The following is a 16,333-nucleotide window of genomic DNA, read 5'->3' on the forward strand; positions in this document are numbered from 1 at the left end:
CCACTGACTTTTATGATAAATTTTAGTATAATAAAAAATAAATAAATTAAGTGGATTGGAGGGGATGAATTGAAAATTGTTGAAAAGGCACCCGCAAAGATTAATTTGGGATTAGATACGCCGTTTATGCATTCAGATGGCTTGCCAGAATGGAACATGGTCATGGCATCGGTGGATTTGGCGGACTACGTTACGATTGAAACAACGGGCAAAGATGAAATTGTTGTTGAATCGGATAGTGTATTTATTCCAAATGATCGGCGCAACCTAGCTTATCAAGCTGCATTAATCTTGAAGCAGCAATTTAGCATTCGCACCGGGATTAAAATTGAAATCAAAAAACATATTCCAATTGCCGCCGGATTAGGCGGAGGTTCATCTGATGCAGCAGCCGTGTTGAGGGGGATGAATCAATTATTTGATTTGCAGCTAACTAACCCCAAGCTAGCAGAGATTGGGTTATTAGTTGATTCAGACGTTCCATATTGTATTTATAGTCAAACGGCACTGGTCACTGGGCGTGGCGAAATCATTGAAGAAATGCCTAAACTACCATCCATGTGGATCGTGATTGTAAAGCCACGCATTAGTGTATCAACGCCCAAAATTTTACAAGAAATTGATTATACAAAGTTAGACCATCCCAACATCGACTCGTTGATTAACTATACGAAGCGAAGTGATTTAAATGGCATTACTGCCAATATGGGCAACGTATTGGAGTCTATTTCTGGTAAACATTATCCGGAAATTTTGGAAATTAAAAATCGTTTGATTGCATACGGGGCGGATGGCTCGCAAATGAGTGGGACCGGCCCTACTGTATTTGCCGTGTGTCAGAAATTAAGTCGGGCTAAACGCCTATTGAATAGCATTCGGGGCTTCTGTAATGAAGCTTATTTGGTGCGGCCACTATAAATATCACTTACATTAAATGATAAAATTACTAAAAAATAGGGTAAAACACGAACTTTTATGCTAAAATTTGTGTGATAGGAAAATTTGGTAATTTTATTTATAGAGGTGAATGACTTGAAGGTCAGAAGAAGTAATCGATTAATTGATATGACTAAGTATCTTTTAGATCGACCCCATACGCTGATTCCCCTGACTTTTTTTGTGGACCGGTATGGTTCTGCAAAATCTTCGATTAGTGAAGATCTAGGAATATTAAAGCAAACATTTAAGGATCGTGGAATTGGTATCGTGGATACTATTCCAGGGGCTGCTGGTGGAACCCGGTTTCTACCATCAATTCCAGCAGCTGAAGCTAAAGCATTTGTGGATGACTTAAAAGATGCCCTAAATGATGATAGTCGCTACTTAGCTGGTGGATACATTTACATGGCAGATGTTTTAAGCTATCCCAGCACTTTGCGGACAATTGGCCGAATCATGGCCACTAAATTTGTGGATCAACGAATTGATGCCGTGTTAACTGTGGCTACTAAGGGAATTCCAATTGCGCAAAGCATTGCTACGAACTTGAACGTGCCGTTCGTAGTCGCCCAACACGATTCTAAAATTACTGATGGTTCAACCATTAGCGTTAATTATGTATCTGGCTCTAATAATAATGTCAAAAAAATGGTATTATCAAAGCGGAGCCTAGCAGCTAACTCCCGTGTTTTGATCGTTGATGATTACCTTAAGGGTGGCGGAACGGTGAACGGATTAGCTACGCTAGCTCGTGAATTTAATTGTGAAGTAGCAGGCGTTTCGGTGCTTGCTGAAGAAAATTTTGCTCGACGCGAGTTTACAGATCAAGAATATGTTTCGCTAGTTAAGGTTGATATTGCTAAACATATTACTGTATCGGACGGTAACTTCTTAAAGACCGTTTTTAATCAAAAATAGGAGGATCAATTGTATGAGCGCAAGAAATACCATTATTTTAGCTGCCGGTAAGGGAACTAGAATGAAATCCAAGTTGTATAAGGTGTTACACCGTATTTGTGGTAGAACCATGGTTGACCATGTGTTAACACAAGTCGAAAAAACGAACATGGATAATATCGTGACCGTAGTGGGCTATGGTGCCGAAGATGTTGAACATGAATTAGGCGATCGGACTAAATACGTAGTTCAAGAACAACAACTTGGGACTGGGGATGCGGTAATCAAAGCAGAACCACTCCTAAAGGATATTGAAGGGACTACCATGGTGGTTAGTGGGGATACGCCATTATTTACCAGTCAAACGTTTGAAAAACTATTTAAGTACCATGAAGAAAAACAAGCAGCAGTCACTATTTTAACTTCTAAGGCCCCAGATCCAACTGGGTATGGGCGGATCGTTCGTAACGACATTGGCATTGTGGAAAAGATTGTGGAACAAAAGGATGCCTCCAAGGAAGAACAAGCGATTAATGAAATTAACACGGGGGTTTATGTATTTGATAATCAAGCCCTCTTTAAGTCCTTACACCAAATTAATAATAACAATGCGCAGGGTGAATACTATTTAACTGACGTTATTGAAATCTTGAAGAACGCCGGTAAGATCATTGCAGCATATCGGATGGCTGACTTTAACGAATCAATGGGTGTTAACGACCGAATCGCGTTGTCCAAAGCCACTAAGGTAATGCAAGCACGGATCAACCAACATCATATGGCAGAAGGGGTTTCCATTATTAATCCTGATGATACCTATATTGATGTGGATATTAAAATTGGCCCTGATACCGTAGTCGAACCAGGGGTGCAAATTCATGGGCAAACTACGATTGGTTCTAACTGTCGAATTGGGGCTAACTCAGAAATTATTGATTGTCAATTACATGACAACGTGCATGTGATTTCATCATACCTCCAAGAATCTGAAATGCTAGATAACTCGGATATTGGACCTTACAGCCATCTTAGACCAGCTTCAGTAATTGGCCCACATGTGCACTTAGGTAACTTCGTAGAGGTTAAAAAAGCCCAAATTGACGAAGGAACAAAGGTTGGTCACTTAACTTACGTTGGAAATGCGCACTTAGGTAAGAACATCAACGTTGGGTGTGGTGTTATTTTTGCTAATTACGATGGTAAGAACAAGCACAACGTAACCGTTGGGGATGGGGCCTTTATTGGTAGCAATTCTAACTTAATTGCACCAGTAAACATTGCTGATCATTCATTTATTGCTGCTGGTTCTACGATTACTGATGATGTGAACAAATACGATATGGCAATTGCCCGCGCTCGGCAAACGAATAAGCCCGGCTACTATAAAAAATTACCTTATGATGCTTAAGATGGTATAAATTAACTTTGCATTATATAATAATTGAGCATTTTAGTGTAAAATATTAAGTAGCGAAAAAAATCAGATTGTTTTTACAAGTAAGACAGTAATGAATGGATTTTAGATGGAGGAAGTTATGTCTGAACAAAATGTTGATCCTAAATTTAAACTTTTTGCCTTAAATTCAAATATTCCATTGGCTGAAAAAATTGCTGATAATATGGGAATTGAATTAGGAAAAGCAAATGTTAATCACTTTAGTGATGGTGAAATTCAAATTCAAATCGAAGAAAGTATTCGTGGCGATGACGTCTACATCATCCAATCAACTTCTGAACCCGTAAACGATAATTTAATGGAATTATTGATTATGGCAGATGCACTTAAGCGGGCTAGTGCACGCACGATTAACGTGGTAATTCCATATTATGGATATGCACGTCAAGATCGTAAAGCTCAATCAAGAGAACCAATTACTGCTAAATTAGTAGCTGATATTTTACAAACGGCAGGGGTAAGTCGCGTGGTTTCACTTGATTTACACGCAGCTCAAATTCAAGGCTTTTTTAACATCCCAGTTGACCACTTAATGGCAGCCCCATTATTAGCTGACTACTTCTTAAAGGAAGGCTTTGACTCCGATACAGTTGTAGTTTCACCTGATCATGGTGGGGTCGTTCGAGCACGAAAAGTGGCTGAATATCTTAAAGCGCCCATTGCCATCATTGACAAACGGCGGCCTAAGGCGAACGTTGCTAAGGTTATGAACATTATTGGCGATGTAAAAGGCAAGACTTGTTTAATGGTCGATGACATGATCGATACGGCTGGAACCATTACTTTGGGTGCCCAAGCATTGATCGATGCTGGCGCCAAAGAAGTTTACGCTTGTTGTACCCACCCCGTTCTATCTGGTCCAGCAATTGAAAGAATTCAAAAATCACCAATTAAACAATTAGTGGTGACTGACTCCATCCAATTGAAGCCGGAACAAGAAATCGATAAGATTAAGCAAATTACAATTGCCAAGTTAATGGGAAATGCAATTACTCGCATCCACAAAAACGAGCCATTGAGTCCTTTATTTAAAGCTTAGTTAAATGATGAAGCGATTTAAAGTGGCGGGAATTACAATTATCTTGGCTTTACTCATTAGTATCGTTACGCTATTAACGGGCGATCGTGAATGGGTGATTGCCATCAGTAATATTTACTTTATTGTTGGCTTATTTACCCTAGTGGTTGCAGCATTTATTCTTATTTTAAGTGGTCATTTATTTACCGGCTGGCGGCGAATGCGTCGCCGCGGTGATGATGCTGACTTACCTGATGAAAAAGTGCCTGCTCGTAAAGTTGGGCGGCTTAAGAATGCACCCATTAAGGTTAGCCGACCGGCTAGTTACTGCTTACAAGTTGCAATTCCATTAATTGTAATTAGTGTTTTAATTACATTGATATAAACAAATAAAAGGACTGACATTTTGAGATGTCAGTCCTTTTTTGATTGAAATGAATTAATGATTATTCAGCGTTGTTAACGAATTTATTGATTGCATATGCAACCCCGTTTTCAGTGTTCGTCTTAGTCACAAATTGTGCTGCGGCTTTATTGTCATCAATGGCATTGCCCATGGCAACCCCTAGGCCAGCGTATTTAATCATAGAAAGGTCGTTTCCTTGATCTCCGATGGCCATCACATTTTCTGGTTTGAGATTTAACTTGTTAGTAAGTTCCTTTAATGCGTTTCCCTTACTAATGTTCTTGTTTAAAAATTCTAAGAAGAATGGTTCAGTTTGGACTACGTATAGTTTATCACTGATGTAGCTTGGGATGTTTTCCTTGGCGTGAGTGATTTTTTCAGGAGTGCTAACGTACATGGATTTAGTGATCGTTAATTCGGGCTTGATGTCTTCTGGCGTCCGGTATTTGATTGGTAATCTAACGATTGCACTTTCATAAACTGTGTATGGACTCAAGTCACGATTAAAGGCGTAGATTGCTTCAGTAGTTTCAATTTGAAAATTAACCCCGAGTTTACGACTAAGGGCTTCAGTGTCAACAAAGTCATCGTAGGTAATTGTGTGGTTAGTGATGATGTTTCCATCGGCACTTTGCACGGTAGAACCGTTAAAGGTAATTGCGTATTCGTCTTCTCCGGTGATTGATAGTTCTTCTAGGTATTTTTCAACTCCAGAAATGGGCCGACCAGTACATAAGACAACTTTAATCCCTTTAGCACGCGCGGCAGCAATAGCTTGCTTAGTAGGTTCTCTTAATACCTTTTCATCATCTACTAGGGTTCCGTCAATATCGATTGCAATTAATTTAATATCCATAATTATTATTCCTCGCTATTCATTAATAATGTGATCATTTTTAATATATTTTCTAAATTGTTCATGCACTGGTAAGAAGAGGTCAGTTTGTTTATCTGATTTTAAGAATTCACGTGGGAAGAAGAACCGGTCTTCGCTAACAATCTTGTTAGTAACCACCCGTACCAAATCACTAACTTTAGATAGTCCCACTAGGGTTCCATCGAGATTCATCAATTTAATTTGCGCATCGTGAATTTCCTTCTTAGTATCATAGGAGTCGTATGGCATGTTGAAACTATTATCAACGCCAGTGTAGTACTTAGGATCATAACCACAATCAGCGACTAGCCCGCGTAACCTAGTAATGGTCTCTAAGTTTTCTTGCTCATATTTGGCCGACTTAAATGGCTTTCGATCGATGAAACGGTGGGCTAAATCACTTAAAATATCATCATCAGAATGCTTCCAATGGATAAAGTACGTATTCAAAACCCCATCATCTAGTTCTAAATAGTCATCTAGACTAAATTGGTCATCAAAGAATGGCAGTAGTAAGTATGGTGTTAATTCCGGTTCTAGTTTGCCATCATGATATAAATCCTTCGCTCTTAATAGTAGGTGGTTTAAAATGACTTCCATTGAACGTGAAACGGGGTGGAAGTAAACCTGAACGTACATTTGCATCCGACCGATGATGTAATCTTCAATCGTGTGCATCCCGTTCATATCAAAACAAATGCCATCTGAGTATGGACGCATGATGCGCAGGATTCGGGTTAAGTCGAAGTTACCATAACTAGTTCCCGTACTGTATGAATCGCGTAGTAGATAATCCATTCGATCTGCATCACATTGGCTTGAAATCATTTGGACCACTTGTTTGTTCGGATATGATTTGTCGATGACACTAGCAACCTGTTCTGGAAAATTAGGCGAAACTCTGGATAAAACTGCGTTAACTTCTGTGCCCGGATTAGTGATAATTTGTTGGGTGATTTTTTCATGGTCGGTGTTAAAAATGTGTTCGAACGTATGTGAATATGCACCGTGGCCAATATCATGGAGTAAAGCGGCACATAAGGCGACCAATCGTTCTGAGTCATCCCACTTACCATCACCAGCTACTTCGGATGGGAAGTTACGTTGAAAGTTGTTACAGATACGTCTAGCAATTTCATAAACCCCTAAAGAATGGGTGAATCGCGAGTGCTCAGCCCCATGAAATGTGAATGAAGAGGTTCCTAACTGCTTAATTCGCCGTAGCCGTTGAAATTCCGGCGTATTGATCAAGTCTAAAATAACCTGGTGGCGAACATATATATAGTTATGAACTGGGTCCCGAAAAACTTTTTCTCGTGGCAACAGTTGATTTGCATATGTCATTACTCCACTACCCCTTAGCGTTAAACAAATAAGATTAATTATCATTATTATAACTAAATTTAAGGCATGTGACTATGAAATAAGTGCATTTTAAATCTTTCTAAGTATAATTAGATGTAAGCATAATTTTAACTGGAGGGGATATTCATTAAAGCAAGTAATGCACAAGCTGTCAAAATTAGCCTAGCAACGCAAGTGATTCAAGACGGCGATCATTCTGATTTTAAGTATGAAGTGGATGGTCAATTGGCTCAAATTGGGACAGCCCTTTATTTAAGATATCGCGAAACGAATGCAGAAACTGGAAAGGAAGTTCCAGTTACGTTTAAAATCGATGAAGATGGTGGGGTGCGCTTGACCCGGGCTGCTGAAAACCGGCTACAACTTCCATTTGCGTTGAACCAACGTTTAAGAGCACGTTATCATACACCATATGGTGCAATGAACATGGATGTTCATACCCATCGTCTAGATTATCAATATCAAGACGACCCAGTAGCTGGCAATTTACAAATTGATTATCAACTATTTTCCGGGACCACTTTACTGGGAGAATATAAGATAAGGTTGCAATTTAGCGCCTAGACGAGTAACATAAAATAGTATACGTACAAGAGCGATTACTACGATTTGAAAGTGTTTGAAAGGACGTGCACCAATTTGGAATTAAAAGCCTTAGAAGGTAAGAATAAAAAAGAACTCTCAATGATTGAAGTTGCGCACGCAATTCTATCTCAACATGGCGATGTAATGTCATTTGCTGACTTAGCCAACGAGATTCAAAAATACCTAGGCGATTCAGATGAAGAAATCAGAAAGCGCTTAGTTCAGTTCTACACTGATTTAAACGTCGATGGTAGTTTCATTTCATTAGGTGATAACCTTTGGGGCCTTAGAACTTGGTATCCATACGAATCAATCGATGAAGCCACAGTTCATCCTGAAGATGAAGATGAAGAACGCCCAAAGAAGAAACGTCGCAAGGTCAATGCATTCTTAGCGGATGCAGATGACGATGATGACGTTATCGATTACGACGATGACGATCCAGAAGATCAAGACGACTTTGATGATGACGACGATGAAGATCATGATTTAGATGATATTGATGAAGAAAACCCAATTGATGATGAAGAGCATAATGACATGCCTAATGATTTAGGTGATCTTCACGATGATGATGATGAATCAGACGACGGAGATAAAAAATAGTTTTTATCCTTGACTCTCTTCTTAAATCTAGGTAATATATTGTTTGGGCTCTTTACAAGTATTTTGTAAAGAATTGATCGATTATATGAGTAGTTAATAAGCTCCCTGTTCCATGGAATGGGGAGTCTTTTTATTTTTTTATGTTGTTTTTGTTACCCTAAATCATTGAAAAAAAGGAGAAATTCAATTGACTAAGTATATTTTTGTAACTGGTGGAGTTGTTTCATCACTTGGTAAAGGTATTGTTTCTGCATCAATTGGTCGTTTATTGAAAAATAGAGGCCTTAAGGTGACGATTCAAAAGTTCGATCCATACATTAATGTGGATCCAGGAACGATGAGTCCTTACCAACATGGAGAAGTGTTCGTTACCAATGATGGAACTGAAACCGACCTTGATTTAGGTCACTACGAACGATTCATTGATATTAACTTAAATAAATATTCAAACGTTACGACTGGTAAAATTTATTCAGAAGTTCTTGAAAAAGAACGGCGTGGTGATTACTTAGGAGCAACCGTTCAAGTAATTCCACACATCACCAACATGATCAAGGAAAAGATTAAGCGAGCTGCTGATATTTCAGATGCAGACGTAGTAATTACTGAAATTGGTGGAACCGTTGGGGATATTGAATCACAACCATTCTTAGAAGCCATTCGTGAAATGAAGACTGAAATGGGTGCTGACAATGTCTTTTACATTCACACCACTTTAATTCCTTACCTTCGGGCTGCTGGTGAAATGAAGACTAAGCCAACTCAACACAGTGTTAAGGAATTACGGGGCTTAGGAATTCAACCTAACTTATTAGTGGTTCGGGCTGAAAAACCAGTTGATGATTCAATGAAGAAGAAGATTTCATTATTCTGTGATGTTAAACCAGAAGCAGTTGTTGAATCCATTGACGCTAAGACGTTATACTCCGTTCCATTGAGTTTACAAGCGCAAAAGATGGATGACCAAATCCTAGATCACTTTGGCATTGAAGCACCAGAAGCTGATATGACTAAGTGGCGCGAATTAGAACACAAAGTGCTTAACTTGAAGAATCAAATTAACATTACGTTGGTTGGAAAGTACGTATCATTACATGATGCATACATCTCAGTTGCAGAAGCACTTTACCACGCTGGATACCCAGTTGATGCTAAGATCAACTTAAAGATGGTTGCTGCATCAGAGATTGACGCAGCTAATGTTGCTGATAAGCTTGCTGGTTCCGATGGGGTAATCGTTCCTGGTGGTTTTGGTCGCCGTGGAGTTGAAGGAATGATTCAAGCTGTTAAGTACGTTCGTGAACACGATATTCCATTCCTTGGGGTTTGTTTAGGAATGCAAGTGGCAACAATCGAATATGCACGGGATGTATTAGGCTTCGCAGATGCTAATACGACTGAAATCGATCCAGACACTAAGCACAACGTAATTGACATCATGGCTGATCAATCAGACATTGAAGAAATGGGTGGAACTCAACGGCTTGGTGCTTACCCATGTAAGTTAAAACCAGGTACAGTTGCAGCTGCTGCTTACGGCAATAAAAAAGAAATTTCAGAACGGCACAGACACCGTTATGAATTCAATAACAAGTTTAGAAAAGACTTAGAAGCTAAGGGCTTAGTTATTTCTGGGACCTCACCTGATGACCACTTAGTTGAAGTGGTTGAAGTTCCTGAAAACAAATTCTTTGTGGCTGCTCAATACCACCCAGAATTCTTATCTAGACCTAACCGTCCTGAAGGATTATTCAAAGCCTTCATTGCTTCTGCTAATAAGCAACACGGTAACGCTTAATTTTAGAGTAAAAAGTCCGAAATTTTTCGGGCTTTTTTATTTTACATTTGATAAGAAATTCACAAATTGTATTTAAAAAATGCTATAATCAATTAGCGGTGGGTTAATTATTTAACTTACAATTGATTTAATGTTTAGCCGGTGGCATAGCGACCACTTAATGCTAACGTTAATGATTAAATTGAAGCGAGGAAATACAATAATGAGTGAAATGATAATTCATGGGGGTCATCGACTCTCAGGAGAGGTAACGATTGGTGGAGCCAAAAACAGCACCGTTGCAATTATTCCGGCTGCAATTCTAGCCGATTCACCGGTTCAACTGGATATGGTTCCAAACATCTTAGACGTTAAAAACTTAATGGTGATTTTAGAATCAATGAACGTTCGTTCTGAATTTGTGGATGGGGTATTATCAATTGACCCCACTTCAATTAAACAATCACCACTGCCAAGTAAAGCAATTAAAAGTTTACGGGCTTCATATTACTTTATGGGCGCGTTATTAGGTCGCTTTGGGAAAGCAGTTGTAACTTTTCCAGGTGGTGATAATATTGGGCCACGACCAATTGATCAACATATTAAGGCATTTAAGGCGCTTGGCGCTCAAGTGACCGAACGAAATGGCAAAATTAAAATTGAAGCTGGTCCAAATGGTTTAAATGGCGCCCCCATTTTCTTAGACGTTGTATCCGTTGGTGCTACCATCAATGCGATTTTAGCCGCCGTTCGGGCTAAGGGCACAACTACAATTTGGAATGCAGCTAAGGAACCAGAAATTATTGATGTGGTGACGTTCTTAAATAATATGGGTGCTAAAATTCATGGCGCTGGGACCGACGTAATTCGAATTGATGGCGTTGATCAGTTAATTGCCAAGAATACCCATACAATTATTCCGGATCGAATCGAAGCCGGGACTTATTTGTCTCTAGCATCTGTGATTGGTGATGGGGTATTAGTTAATAACGTAATTCCTGAACACTTGGAATCCTTTATTGCTAAGTTGACTGAAGCCGGGGTTGATTTGAAAATTAATGAAGATAGTATTTATGTTAATCGCTCTGATCATTTTCATGGGATTAACATTAAGACGTTGCCATTTCCAGGATTTGCGACTGACTTACAACAGCCAATTACGCCGTTGTTACTAAAGGCCAGTGAAGACAGTATTATTGTGGATACTATTTATCCAGAACGGACGCGCCACATCCCTGAGTTAATCAAGATGGGGGCGAATATTAAGGTCAATGAAGATGACCATATTATTATCGTGAGTCCAACCAAACAGTTAAATGGAGCGGTAGTCGATGCTGGTGAAATTAGAGCCGGAGCCGCTGCGATGATTTCTGGTTTAATGGCTAATGGTGATACGCGAATCACGAATGCGGATAATATTTTACGGGGTTACGATAACATCATTGATAAACTAACGAATTTACATGCTGATGTGGAGTTAGTTAATTCTAATTTCAATAACTAAAAATCACGAAAAACATTGATTGCACGCTTAGTTGGTGTTAATATAATAAGTATCGACTAATCGATAATCTCTGTTTTCAAAAAGATTTCAGGGCAAAGGAGCGATATTATAATGAAAAAGGGAATTCATCCAGATTACCACAAGGTTGTATTTAAGGATTCAAGTACTGGATACAGTTTTTTAACTGGTTCAACTGCTAATTCTGACCAAACTATCAAATGGGAAGATGGTAACACTTACCCATTGATTCTTGTGGAAATTTCATCTGACTCGCACCCATTCTACACTGGTCGTCAAAAGTTCAACCAAGCAGATGGTGCTGTGGACCGTTTCAACAAGCGTTACGGTTTGAAGTAATCTTTCGATTACACCTAAAAAAGAGTTCGTCATTTGACGAACTCTTTTTTTATTGATTTAGTGAATGTTTCTTAATATATGTTAACCAGGCCGGCATTGCTTTGGCTAAAACATCATAGGTATATTCAAATTTATGGGTATACCAGGGGTCAGGAATGGGGGTGCCCTTTTGATCAGCAAAAATATCTAAGCAGAGGTGGACTTTGTCAGCACATCCCTTTGGGGCCATCCGCTTTAAGTCAATTAGATTTTGGTGGTCCATGGTAATGATGTAGTCTGCCCATTCGAAATCTTTGGTGGTAATTTGACGAGCTCTTAAATCTTGCCAAGGTAGATGATGTTTAGTTAAGGTTTCAATGGTGCCAGGTTGGGGTTGATTCCCCTGTTCTTCGTCACTGGTTCCGGCTGAATCAATTTTAATTTGATCAGATAACCCAGCTTCATTCACTAGCTTTCTAAAGATAACTTCAGCCATTGGTGAACGACATACGTTTCCTAAACATACAAATAAAACATTGACCATTTTAATTCCTCCTATAATATAATTTCTGTATAATGTAATTATAGCTAATTTGTAGCAGGTTTGTTATGATAAGGACCAAATTAATAGAATGGAGAAATAAAATGGGTATTATTATTACGATTATTATCATTGCAGTCCTAGTGATTGCATACATTGGAATTTACAATGGATTGGTTCGTTCTAGAACCTACGTTGATGAATCATGGAGTCAAATCGACGTTCAACTAAAGCGGCGAAATGACTTAATTCCAAATTTAATTGCAACGACTAAGGGTTATGCAAATTATGAACAAGAAACCCTAGCAAAGGTTACTGAATTAAGAAACCAAATGGTGTCATTAGAAGGGGATACTGATCGCGATCAAATGATGAAGGTCTCAGATCAACTTTCTGGTTCATTAAAGTCATTATTTGCGGTTGCGGAAAACTACCCTGATTTAAAGGCGAATACTCAATTTCAACAATTAATGGAAGAATTAAGTAACACTGAAAATAAGATTGCATATTCTAGACAGTTATATAATTCATCAGTAGCCAGTTATAATATGAAGTTACAAACCGTGCCTAGTAATTGGGTGGCTGGCATCCATCACTTTACCAAACGGGACTATTTAGAAGTACCAGAAGCAGAAAAACAAGCCCCTAAGGTTAACTTTGATGAGTTTAAAGGGTTTGATAAGTAGGCGCGCCGATGTTATATGAACAAATTGCTAAAAATAAGCGTAAGACGATTTATGTATTAGTTGGTTTTATGCTGTTGGTATTATTAGTCGGTGCCGCAGTGGGAGTATTGTTTTTCCGAAATGCATCCCTGGGAGTCGTGATTGCAGCGGTAGTGGGGATTATTTACACGTTCGTTATGATTAGTCAGTCGATTGATATTGTTATGATGATGAACCATGGCCATGAAATTACCAATGAACAACAAGATCCTGAACTATGGCACATTGTATCAGATATGGCATTAGTGGCACGGATTCCAATGCCACGGGTGTTTATTATTGATGACGATAGTCCAAATGCGTTTGCTACTGGGAATAGCCCGAAAGACTCTGCCGTTGCAGTGACAACGGGGTTACTAACGATTTTGAACCGGGAAGAATTAGAAGGGGTTATTGGACATGAGGTGTCTCATATTCGTAACTATGATATTCGAGTATCAACGATTGGGTTAGCGTTATCCGCGGCAGTTTCAATCATTGTTGATTTTGGGATGCATTCTCTTTGGTTCGGCGGTGGACGTCGAGACGATGAAAAAGAGACCAATGTTTTAGAAATTATTGCATCGGTCTTGATCATCATTTTAGGCCCCCTAGCAGCAAGCATTGCGCAAATGGCATTATCTAGAAACCGTGAATATTTAGCAGATGCCTCAGGCGTGGAATTAACGCGAAATCCGCAGGGACTGATTAGCGCACTTCGTAAAATTGCCGGGGGTGAACCCATGCATGATGCTAACCCTAATAGTGCTGGGTTATATATTGAAGATCCGTTTCATGGTAACCACAAATTTTCATTTTCACGCCTTTTTGATACCCATCCGCCAATCGAAGATCGCATTGCCAGATTGGAGAAAATGTAAATTGCTAACTACATTTGATCAAAAATGGAGTACAATTAAGACTGAATTATTTTTGAAAGTGTGGTTGTGATGCGGGATAATTTTATTTATATTGATGCTAATCTGATTCAAAATATGGTAATTACCAAGGGAATTGAAGCAACTGACTTTGTAAATGGCGTTCCTAGGGTCCCTAGCAACATCATACTTTTGAATGATGATCGAAGCCATGCTAATAGTTATAATCCACATACTAAATTCAGTACGATTACCGGGGCTAGTGCAGTCCAAGAATACTTGCTCAATCGGCAAATTAATAATAAATGCTTTGTTGATTTTCACACGAATGATGATTTAAATGTATTAACCGATAGTGAAATTGCAAACTTACTATACTTAGGACATATGAAGTATCCAATGTATAGTCCATTTTCATCGAAGCTACACAATCATTATATTTATATGTCTTTAAAATCAAATTTTATGAAGGTTTTTTATCGTCAATTTACTAGTTTTAATCACGTGTTAGAAGCTAGTTTGAAGCGTCATCTAAAAGAAACCCACAGTGGCCGGCGAATGTTTGTGCGTCCACTAGTGATTAAAGATGTTGATATGGATGTAACTAAGCGCTTGTTGCGATTAGCTAGTGAAGGCCTAATTGTAGCTTTTGATCAGTCGTTTGAACAGCAACGTCAGTACAATATTCCTTTGTTAATGGAAAAGTATCCGGAAAAACAAAGTACGTGGTATACTAAACATGATGTATATCAGAATGCAGTTTCAATCGGAACTTTAAAATATTTAATTTATGAACAAAAGTGGCAAATTAATGTTAATCAGGCGGATTTACCTAACAACTTTGCCTTGGAAAACTAATTGCATTCTGGATTATTTATCCGGAATGCTTTTTATTTGATAATGGAGTTATTTAACTATGAAGATGAATTTATCTGAGATTGCTAAGGCGGTTTCAGCTCAAAATAATATTGATGATTATGATAATGTGACCATCACCAGTGTGGCATTTGATAGTCGTAATCTAAAACCCGGAGCTTTATTTATTCCACTAAGTGGTAACCAAGATGGACATCAATTTATTGATAGTGCACGCCAAAACGGTGCCGTTGCAACCCTTTGGATGCAAGATCACGCTAATGCACCCACTGATTTTCCCACATTAATTGTTAAGGATTCACTGGCAGCTTTACAGACGTTAAGTCGTTATTACTTAAATAAAATTAATCCACAGGTGGTGGCAGTGACCGGGAGTAATGGTAAGACAACCACTAAGGATATGATTGCATCAGTTTTAGCCACGCAATTTAACGTGACCAAGACGCATGCTAATTTCAACAATGAAATTGGAGTGCCAATTACGGTATTATCAATGGAAGCTAATACTGAAGTATTGGTAGTTGAAATGGGGATGGATCGGCCCGGCCAATTGGACTTTTTAAGTCGATTAGTTCATCCGGATGTGGCTATTATTACGATGATCGGTGAAGCACACATTGAATTCTTTGGCACCCGGGATAAAATTGCGGATGCTAAAGTTGAAATTTTAAATGGACTGCGTGAAGATGGCGTCTTTATTTATGATGGCGATGAACCATTGTTAGTTCAACGAGCTAAACAAGCTAATTTTAAAGAATTGACGTTTGGCCGGAATGGAACTAATGATATTTATCCTACTAAGATTAATGACCACGCCAATCAAATTAGTTTTATAACTAATAAGTGGAAAGACTATTCATTTACAATTCCACTGCCCGGTGAATACAATGTTAATAATGCATTAGCAGCCATTATCGTTGGTGATCTATTTCAAGTTCGGCCAGAATCAATCCGGCATGGATTAGCTAACGTAGCCATGACTGCGAACCGGACTGAGTGGGTAGCTGGTAATCAGGGTGAAATGATTTTAAGTGATGTTTATAATTCTAATCCAACCGCGGTTAAAGAAGTATTGAGAACCTTTATTGATGTAAATACTAATGGTAAACGGATCGCTGTTTTGGGGGATATGTTAGAATTAGGTGCTCAATCTAAAGCAATGCATGCAGGATTAGCCCCGTCATTTGATTCAGATGAAATTCAGCAGGTATTTTTAATTGGCTCTGATATGAAGGCGCTAGCCGATCAATTAGCTACTCAATATGATTCAACTGCATTGCATTACTATCCAGTTACAGATTTAAGCCAGTTGATAATTGATTTACAAGCCACGATTAAACCTGATGACATTGTTTTATTGAAGGCTAGTCACGGAATTCATTTAGAAAAAGTACTAGCAATTTTGACTAATCACAGTTAAGTTTAGTTGCTTAATTGTCGAAAATAGATTATTATTAATTAGATATGCAACATTTATATTTAGATTTATTGATTTTGAATCCGCTATTAAGTGTTTGACGGAAACGGATTTTTCTTAGCTTAATGGTAATTTTCAAAATCATAGGAGG

Annotated in this window: 17 protein-coding genes; 14 read left to right on the top strand and 3 right to left on the bottom strand. The window is 38.6% G+C overall.

The features are described from left to right. Positions 1 to 69 precede the first annotated feature (69 nt). The 5 genes from ispE (at position 70) to R4146_RS03075 (ending at position 4,695) form a co-directional block, all read left to right on the top strand. Entirely contained in the window at positions 70 to 918 is an 849-nt protein-coding gene (gene ispE, locus R4146_RS03055; protein WP_339959976.1) for a 4-(cytidine 5'-diphospho)-2-C-methyl-D-erythritol kinase, read from the top strand. A gap of 114 nt (positions 919 to 1,032) precedes the next feature. Beyond that, positions 1,033 to 1,857 (top strand): pur operon repressor, encoded by an 825-nt coding sequence (gene purR, locus R4146_RS03060; RefSeq protein WP_339959977.1) that lies wholly within the window; start codon positions 1,033 to 1,035, stop codon positions 1,855 to 1,857. A gap of 13 nt (positions 1,858 to 1,870) precedes the next feature. Next, positions 1,871 to 3,244, top strand: coding sequence for a bifunctional UDP-N-acetylglucosamine diphosphorylase/glucosamine-1-phosphate N-acetyltransferase GlmU (gene glmU, locus R4146_RS03065; RefSeq protein WP_339959978.1), 1,374 nt, complete (start codon positions 1,871 to 1,873; stop codon positions 3,242 to 3,244). A 127-nt stretch (positions 3,245 to 3,371) separates the two neighbouring features. Continuing rightward, complete coding sequence (locus R4146_RS03070) at positions 3,372 to 4,331, top strand: ribose-phosphate diphosphokinase (RefSeq protein WP_339959979.1); 960 nt, start codon at positions 3,372 to 3,374, stop codon at positions 4,329 to 4,331. A gap of 7 nt (positions 4,332 to 4,338) precedes the next feature. Further along, complete coding sequence (locus R4146_RS03075) at positions 4,339 to 4,695, top strand: DUF3899 domain-containing protein (RefSeq protein ID WP_339959980.1); 357 nt, start codon at positions 4,339 to 4,341, stop codon at positions 4,693 to 4,695. 61 nt (positions 4,696 to 4,756) lie between these two features. Here the strand turns inward: R4146_RS03075 and yidA are convergent, their stop codons facing one another. Together yidA and R4146_RS03085 are read right to left on the bottom strand one after the other, a co-directional pair. After that, entirely contained in the window at positions 4,757 to 5,572 is an 816-nt protein-coding gene (gene yidA, locus R4146_RS03080; protein WP_339959981.1) for a sugar-phosphatase, read from the bottom strand. Positions 5,573 to 5,587: 15 nt separating this feature from the next. Further along, positions 5,588 to 6,937 (bottom strand): HD domain-containing protein, encoded by a 1,350-nt coding sequence (locus tag R4146_RS03085; protein ID WP_339959982.1) that lies wholly within the window; start codon positions 6,935 to 6,937, stop codon positions 5,588 to 5,590. A 177-nt stretch (positions 6,938 to 7,114) separates the two neighbouring features. On the opposite strand from R4146_RS03085, the gene R4146_RS03090 reads away from it, so the two are divergent. The 5 genes from R4146_RS03090 to R4146_RS03110 all read left to right on the top strand — a co-directional run bounded on the left by R4146_RS03090 (position 7,115) and on the right by R4146_RS03110 (position 11,787). Then, complete coding sequence (locus tag R4146_RS03090) at positions 7,115 to 7,522, top strand: YwiB family protein (protein WP_339960645.1); 408 nt, start codon at positions 7,115 to 7,117, stop codon at positions 7,520 to 7,522. Between the two features lie 75 nt (positions 7,523 to 7,597). Further along, entirely contained in the window at positions 7,598 to 8,149 is a 552-nt protein-coding gene (rpoE, locus tag R4146_RS03095) for a DNA-directed RNA polymerase subunit delta (protein ID WP_339959983.1), read from the top strand. 187 nt (positions 8,150 to 8,336) lie between these two features. Next, positions 8,337 to 9,947, top strand: a complete 1,611-nt coding sequence (gene pyrG / locus R4146_RS03100) for a CTP synthase (protein ID WP_339959984.1) — start codon at positions 8,337 to 8,339, stop codon at positions 9,945 to 9,947. A 202-nt stretch (positions 9,948 to 10,149) separates the two neighbouring features. Further along, positions 10,150 to 11,430, top strand: a complete 1,281-nt coding sequence (gene murA, locus R4146_RS03105) for a UDP-N-acetylglucosamine 1-carboxyvinyltransferase (protein WP_339959985.1) — start codon at positions 10,150 to 10,152, stop codon at positions 11,428 to 11,430. Between the two features lie 111 nt (positions 11,431 to 11,541). After that, positions 11,542 to 11,787 carry a type B 50S ribosomal protein L31 gene (locus R4146_RS03110; RefSeq protein WP_339959986.1) on the top strand — a complete coding sequence of 82 codons (246 nt, stop codon included), beginning with the start codon at positions 11,542 to 11,544 and terminating at the stop codon, positions 11,785 to 11,787. 49 nt (positions 11,788 to 11,836) lie between these two features. Here the strand turns inward: R4146_RS03110 and R4146_RS03115 are convergent, their stop codons facing one another. Beyond that, positions 11,837 to 12,310, bottom strand: a complete 474-nt coding sequence (locus R4146_RS03115) for a low molecular weight protein-tyrosine-phosphatase (protein ID WP_339959987.1) — start codon at positions 12,308 to 12,310, stop codon at positions 11,837 to 11,839. Between the two features lie 101 nt (positions 12,311 to 12,411). Between R4146_RS03115 and R4146_RS03120 the strand changes: the two genes are divergently transcribed. The 4 genes from R4146_RS03120 (at position 12,412) to R4146_RS03135 (ending at position 16,185) form a co-directional block, all read left to right on the top strand. After that, complete coding sequence (locus tag R4146_RS03120; protein WP_339959988.1) at positions 12,412 to 12,993, top strand: LemA family protein; 582 nt, start codon at positions 12,412 to 12,414, stop codon at positions 12,991 to 12,993. 8 nt (positions 12,994 to 13,001) lie between these two features. Next, positions 13,002 to 13,892: a zinc metalloprotease HtpX gene (gene htpX / locus R4146_RS03125; RefSeq protein ID WP_339959989.1), complete on the top strand. Its 891-nt coding sequence runs from the start codon at positions 13,002 to 13,004 to the stop codon at positions 13,890 to 13,892. Positions 13,893 to 13,961: 69 nt separating this feature from the next. Beyond that, complete coding sequence (locus R4146_RS03130) at positions 13,962 to 14,747, top strand: hypothetical protein (RefSeq protein WP_339959990.1); 786 nt, start codon at positions 13,962 to 13,964, stop codon at positions 14,745 to 14,747. Between the two features lie 58 nt (positions 14,748 to 14,805). Beyond that, the gene (locus tag R4146_RS03135) at positions 14,806 to 16,185 is read left to right on the top strand and encodes a UDP-N-acetylmuramoyl-tripeptide--D-alanyl-D-alanine ligase (protein WP_339959991.1); all 1,380 of its coding nucleotides are present in this window, start codon (positions 14,806 to 14,808) and stop codon (positions 16,183 to 16,185) included. The last annotated feature ends 148 nt before the right edge of the window (positions 16,186 to 16,333 follow it).

Origin of the sequence: Nicoliella lavandulae (assembly GCF_037546185.1) — a bacterium.
In the GTDB taxonomy this organism is placed as follows: domain Bacteria; phylum Bacillota; class Bacilli; order Lactobacillales; family Lactobacillaceae; genus Nicoliella; species Nicoliella lavandulae.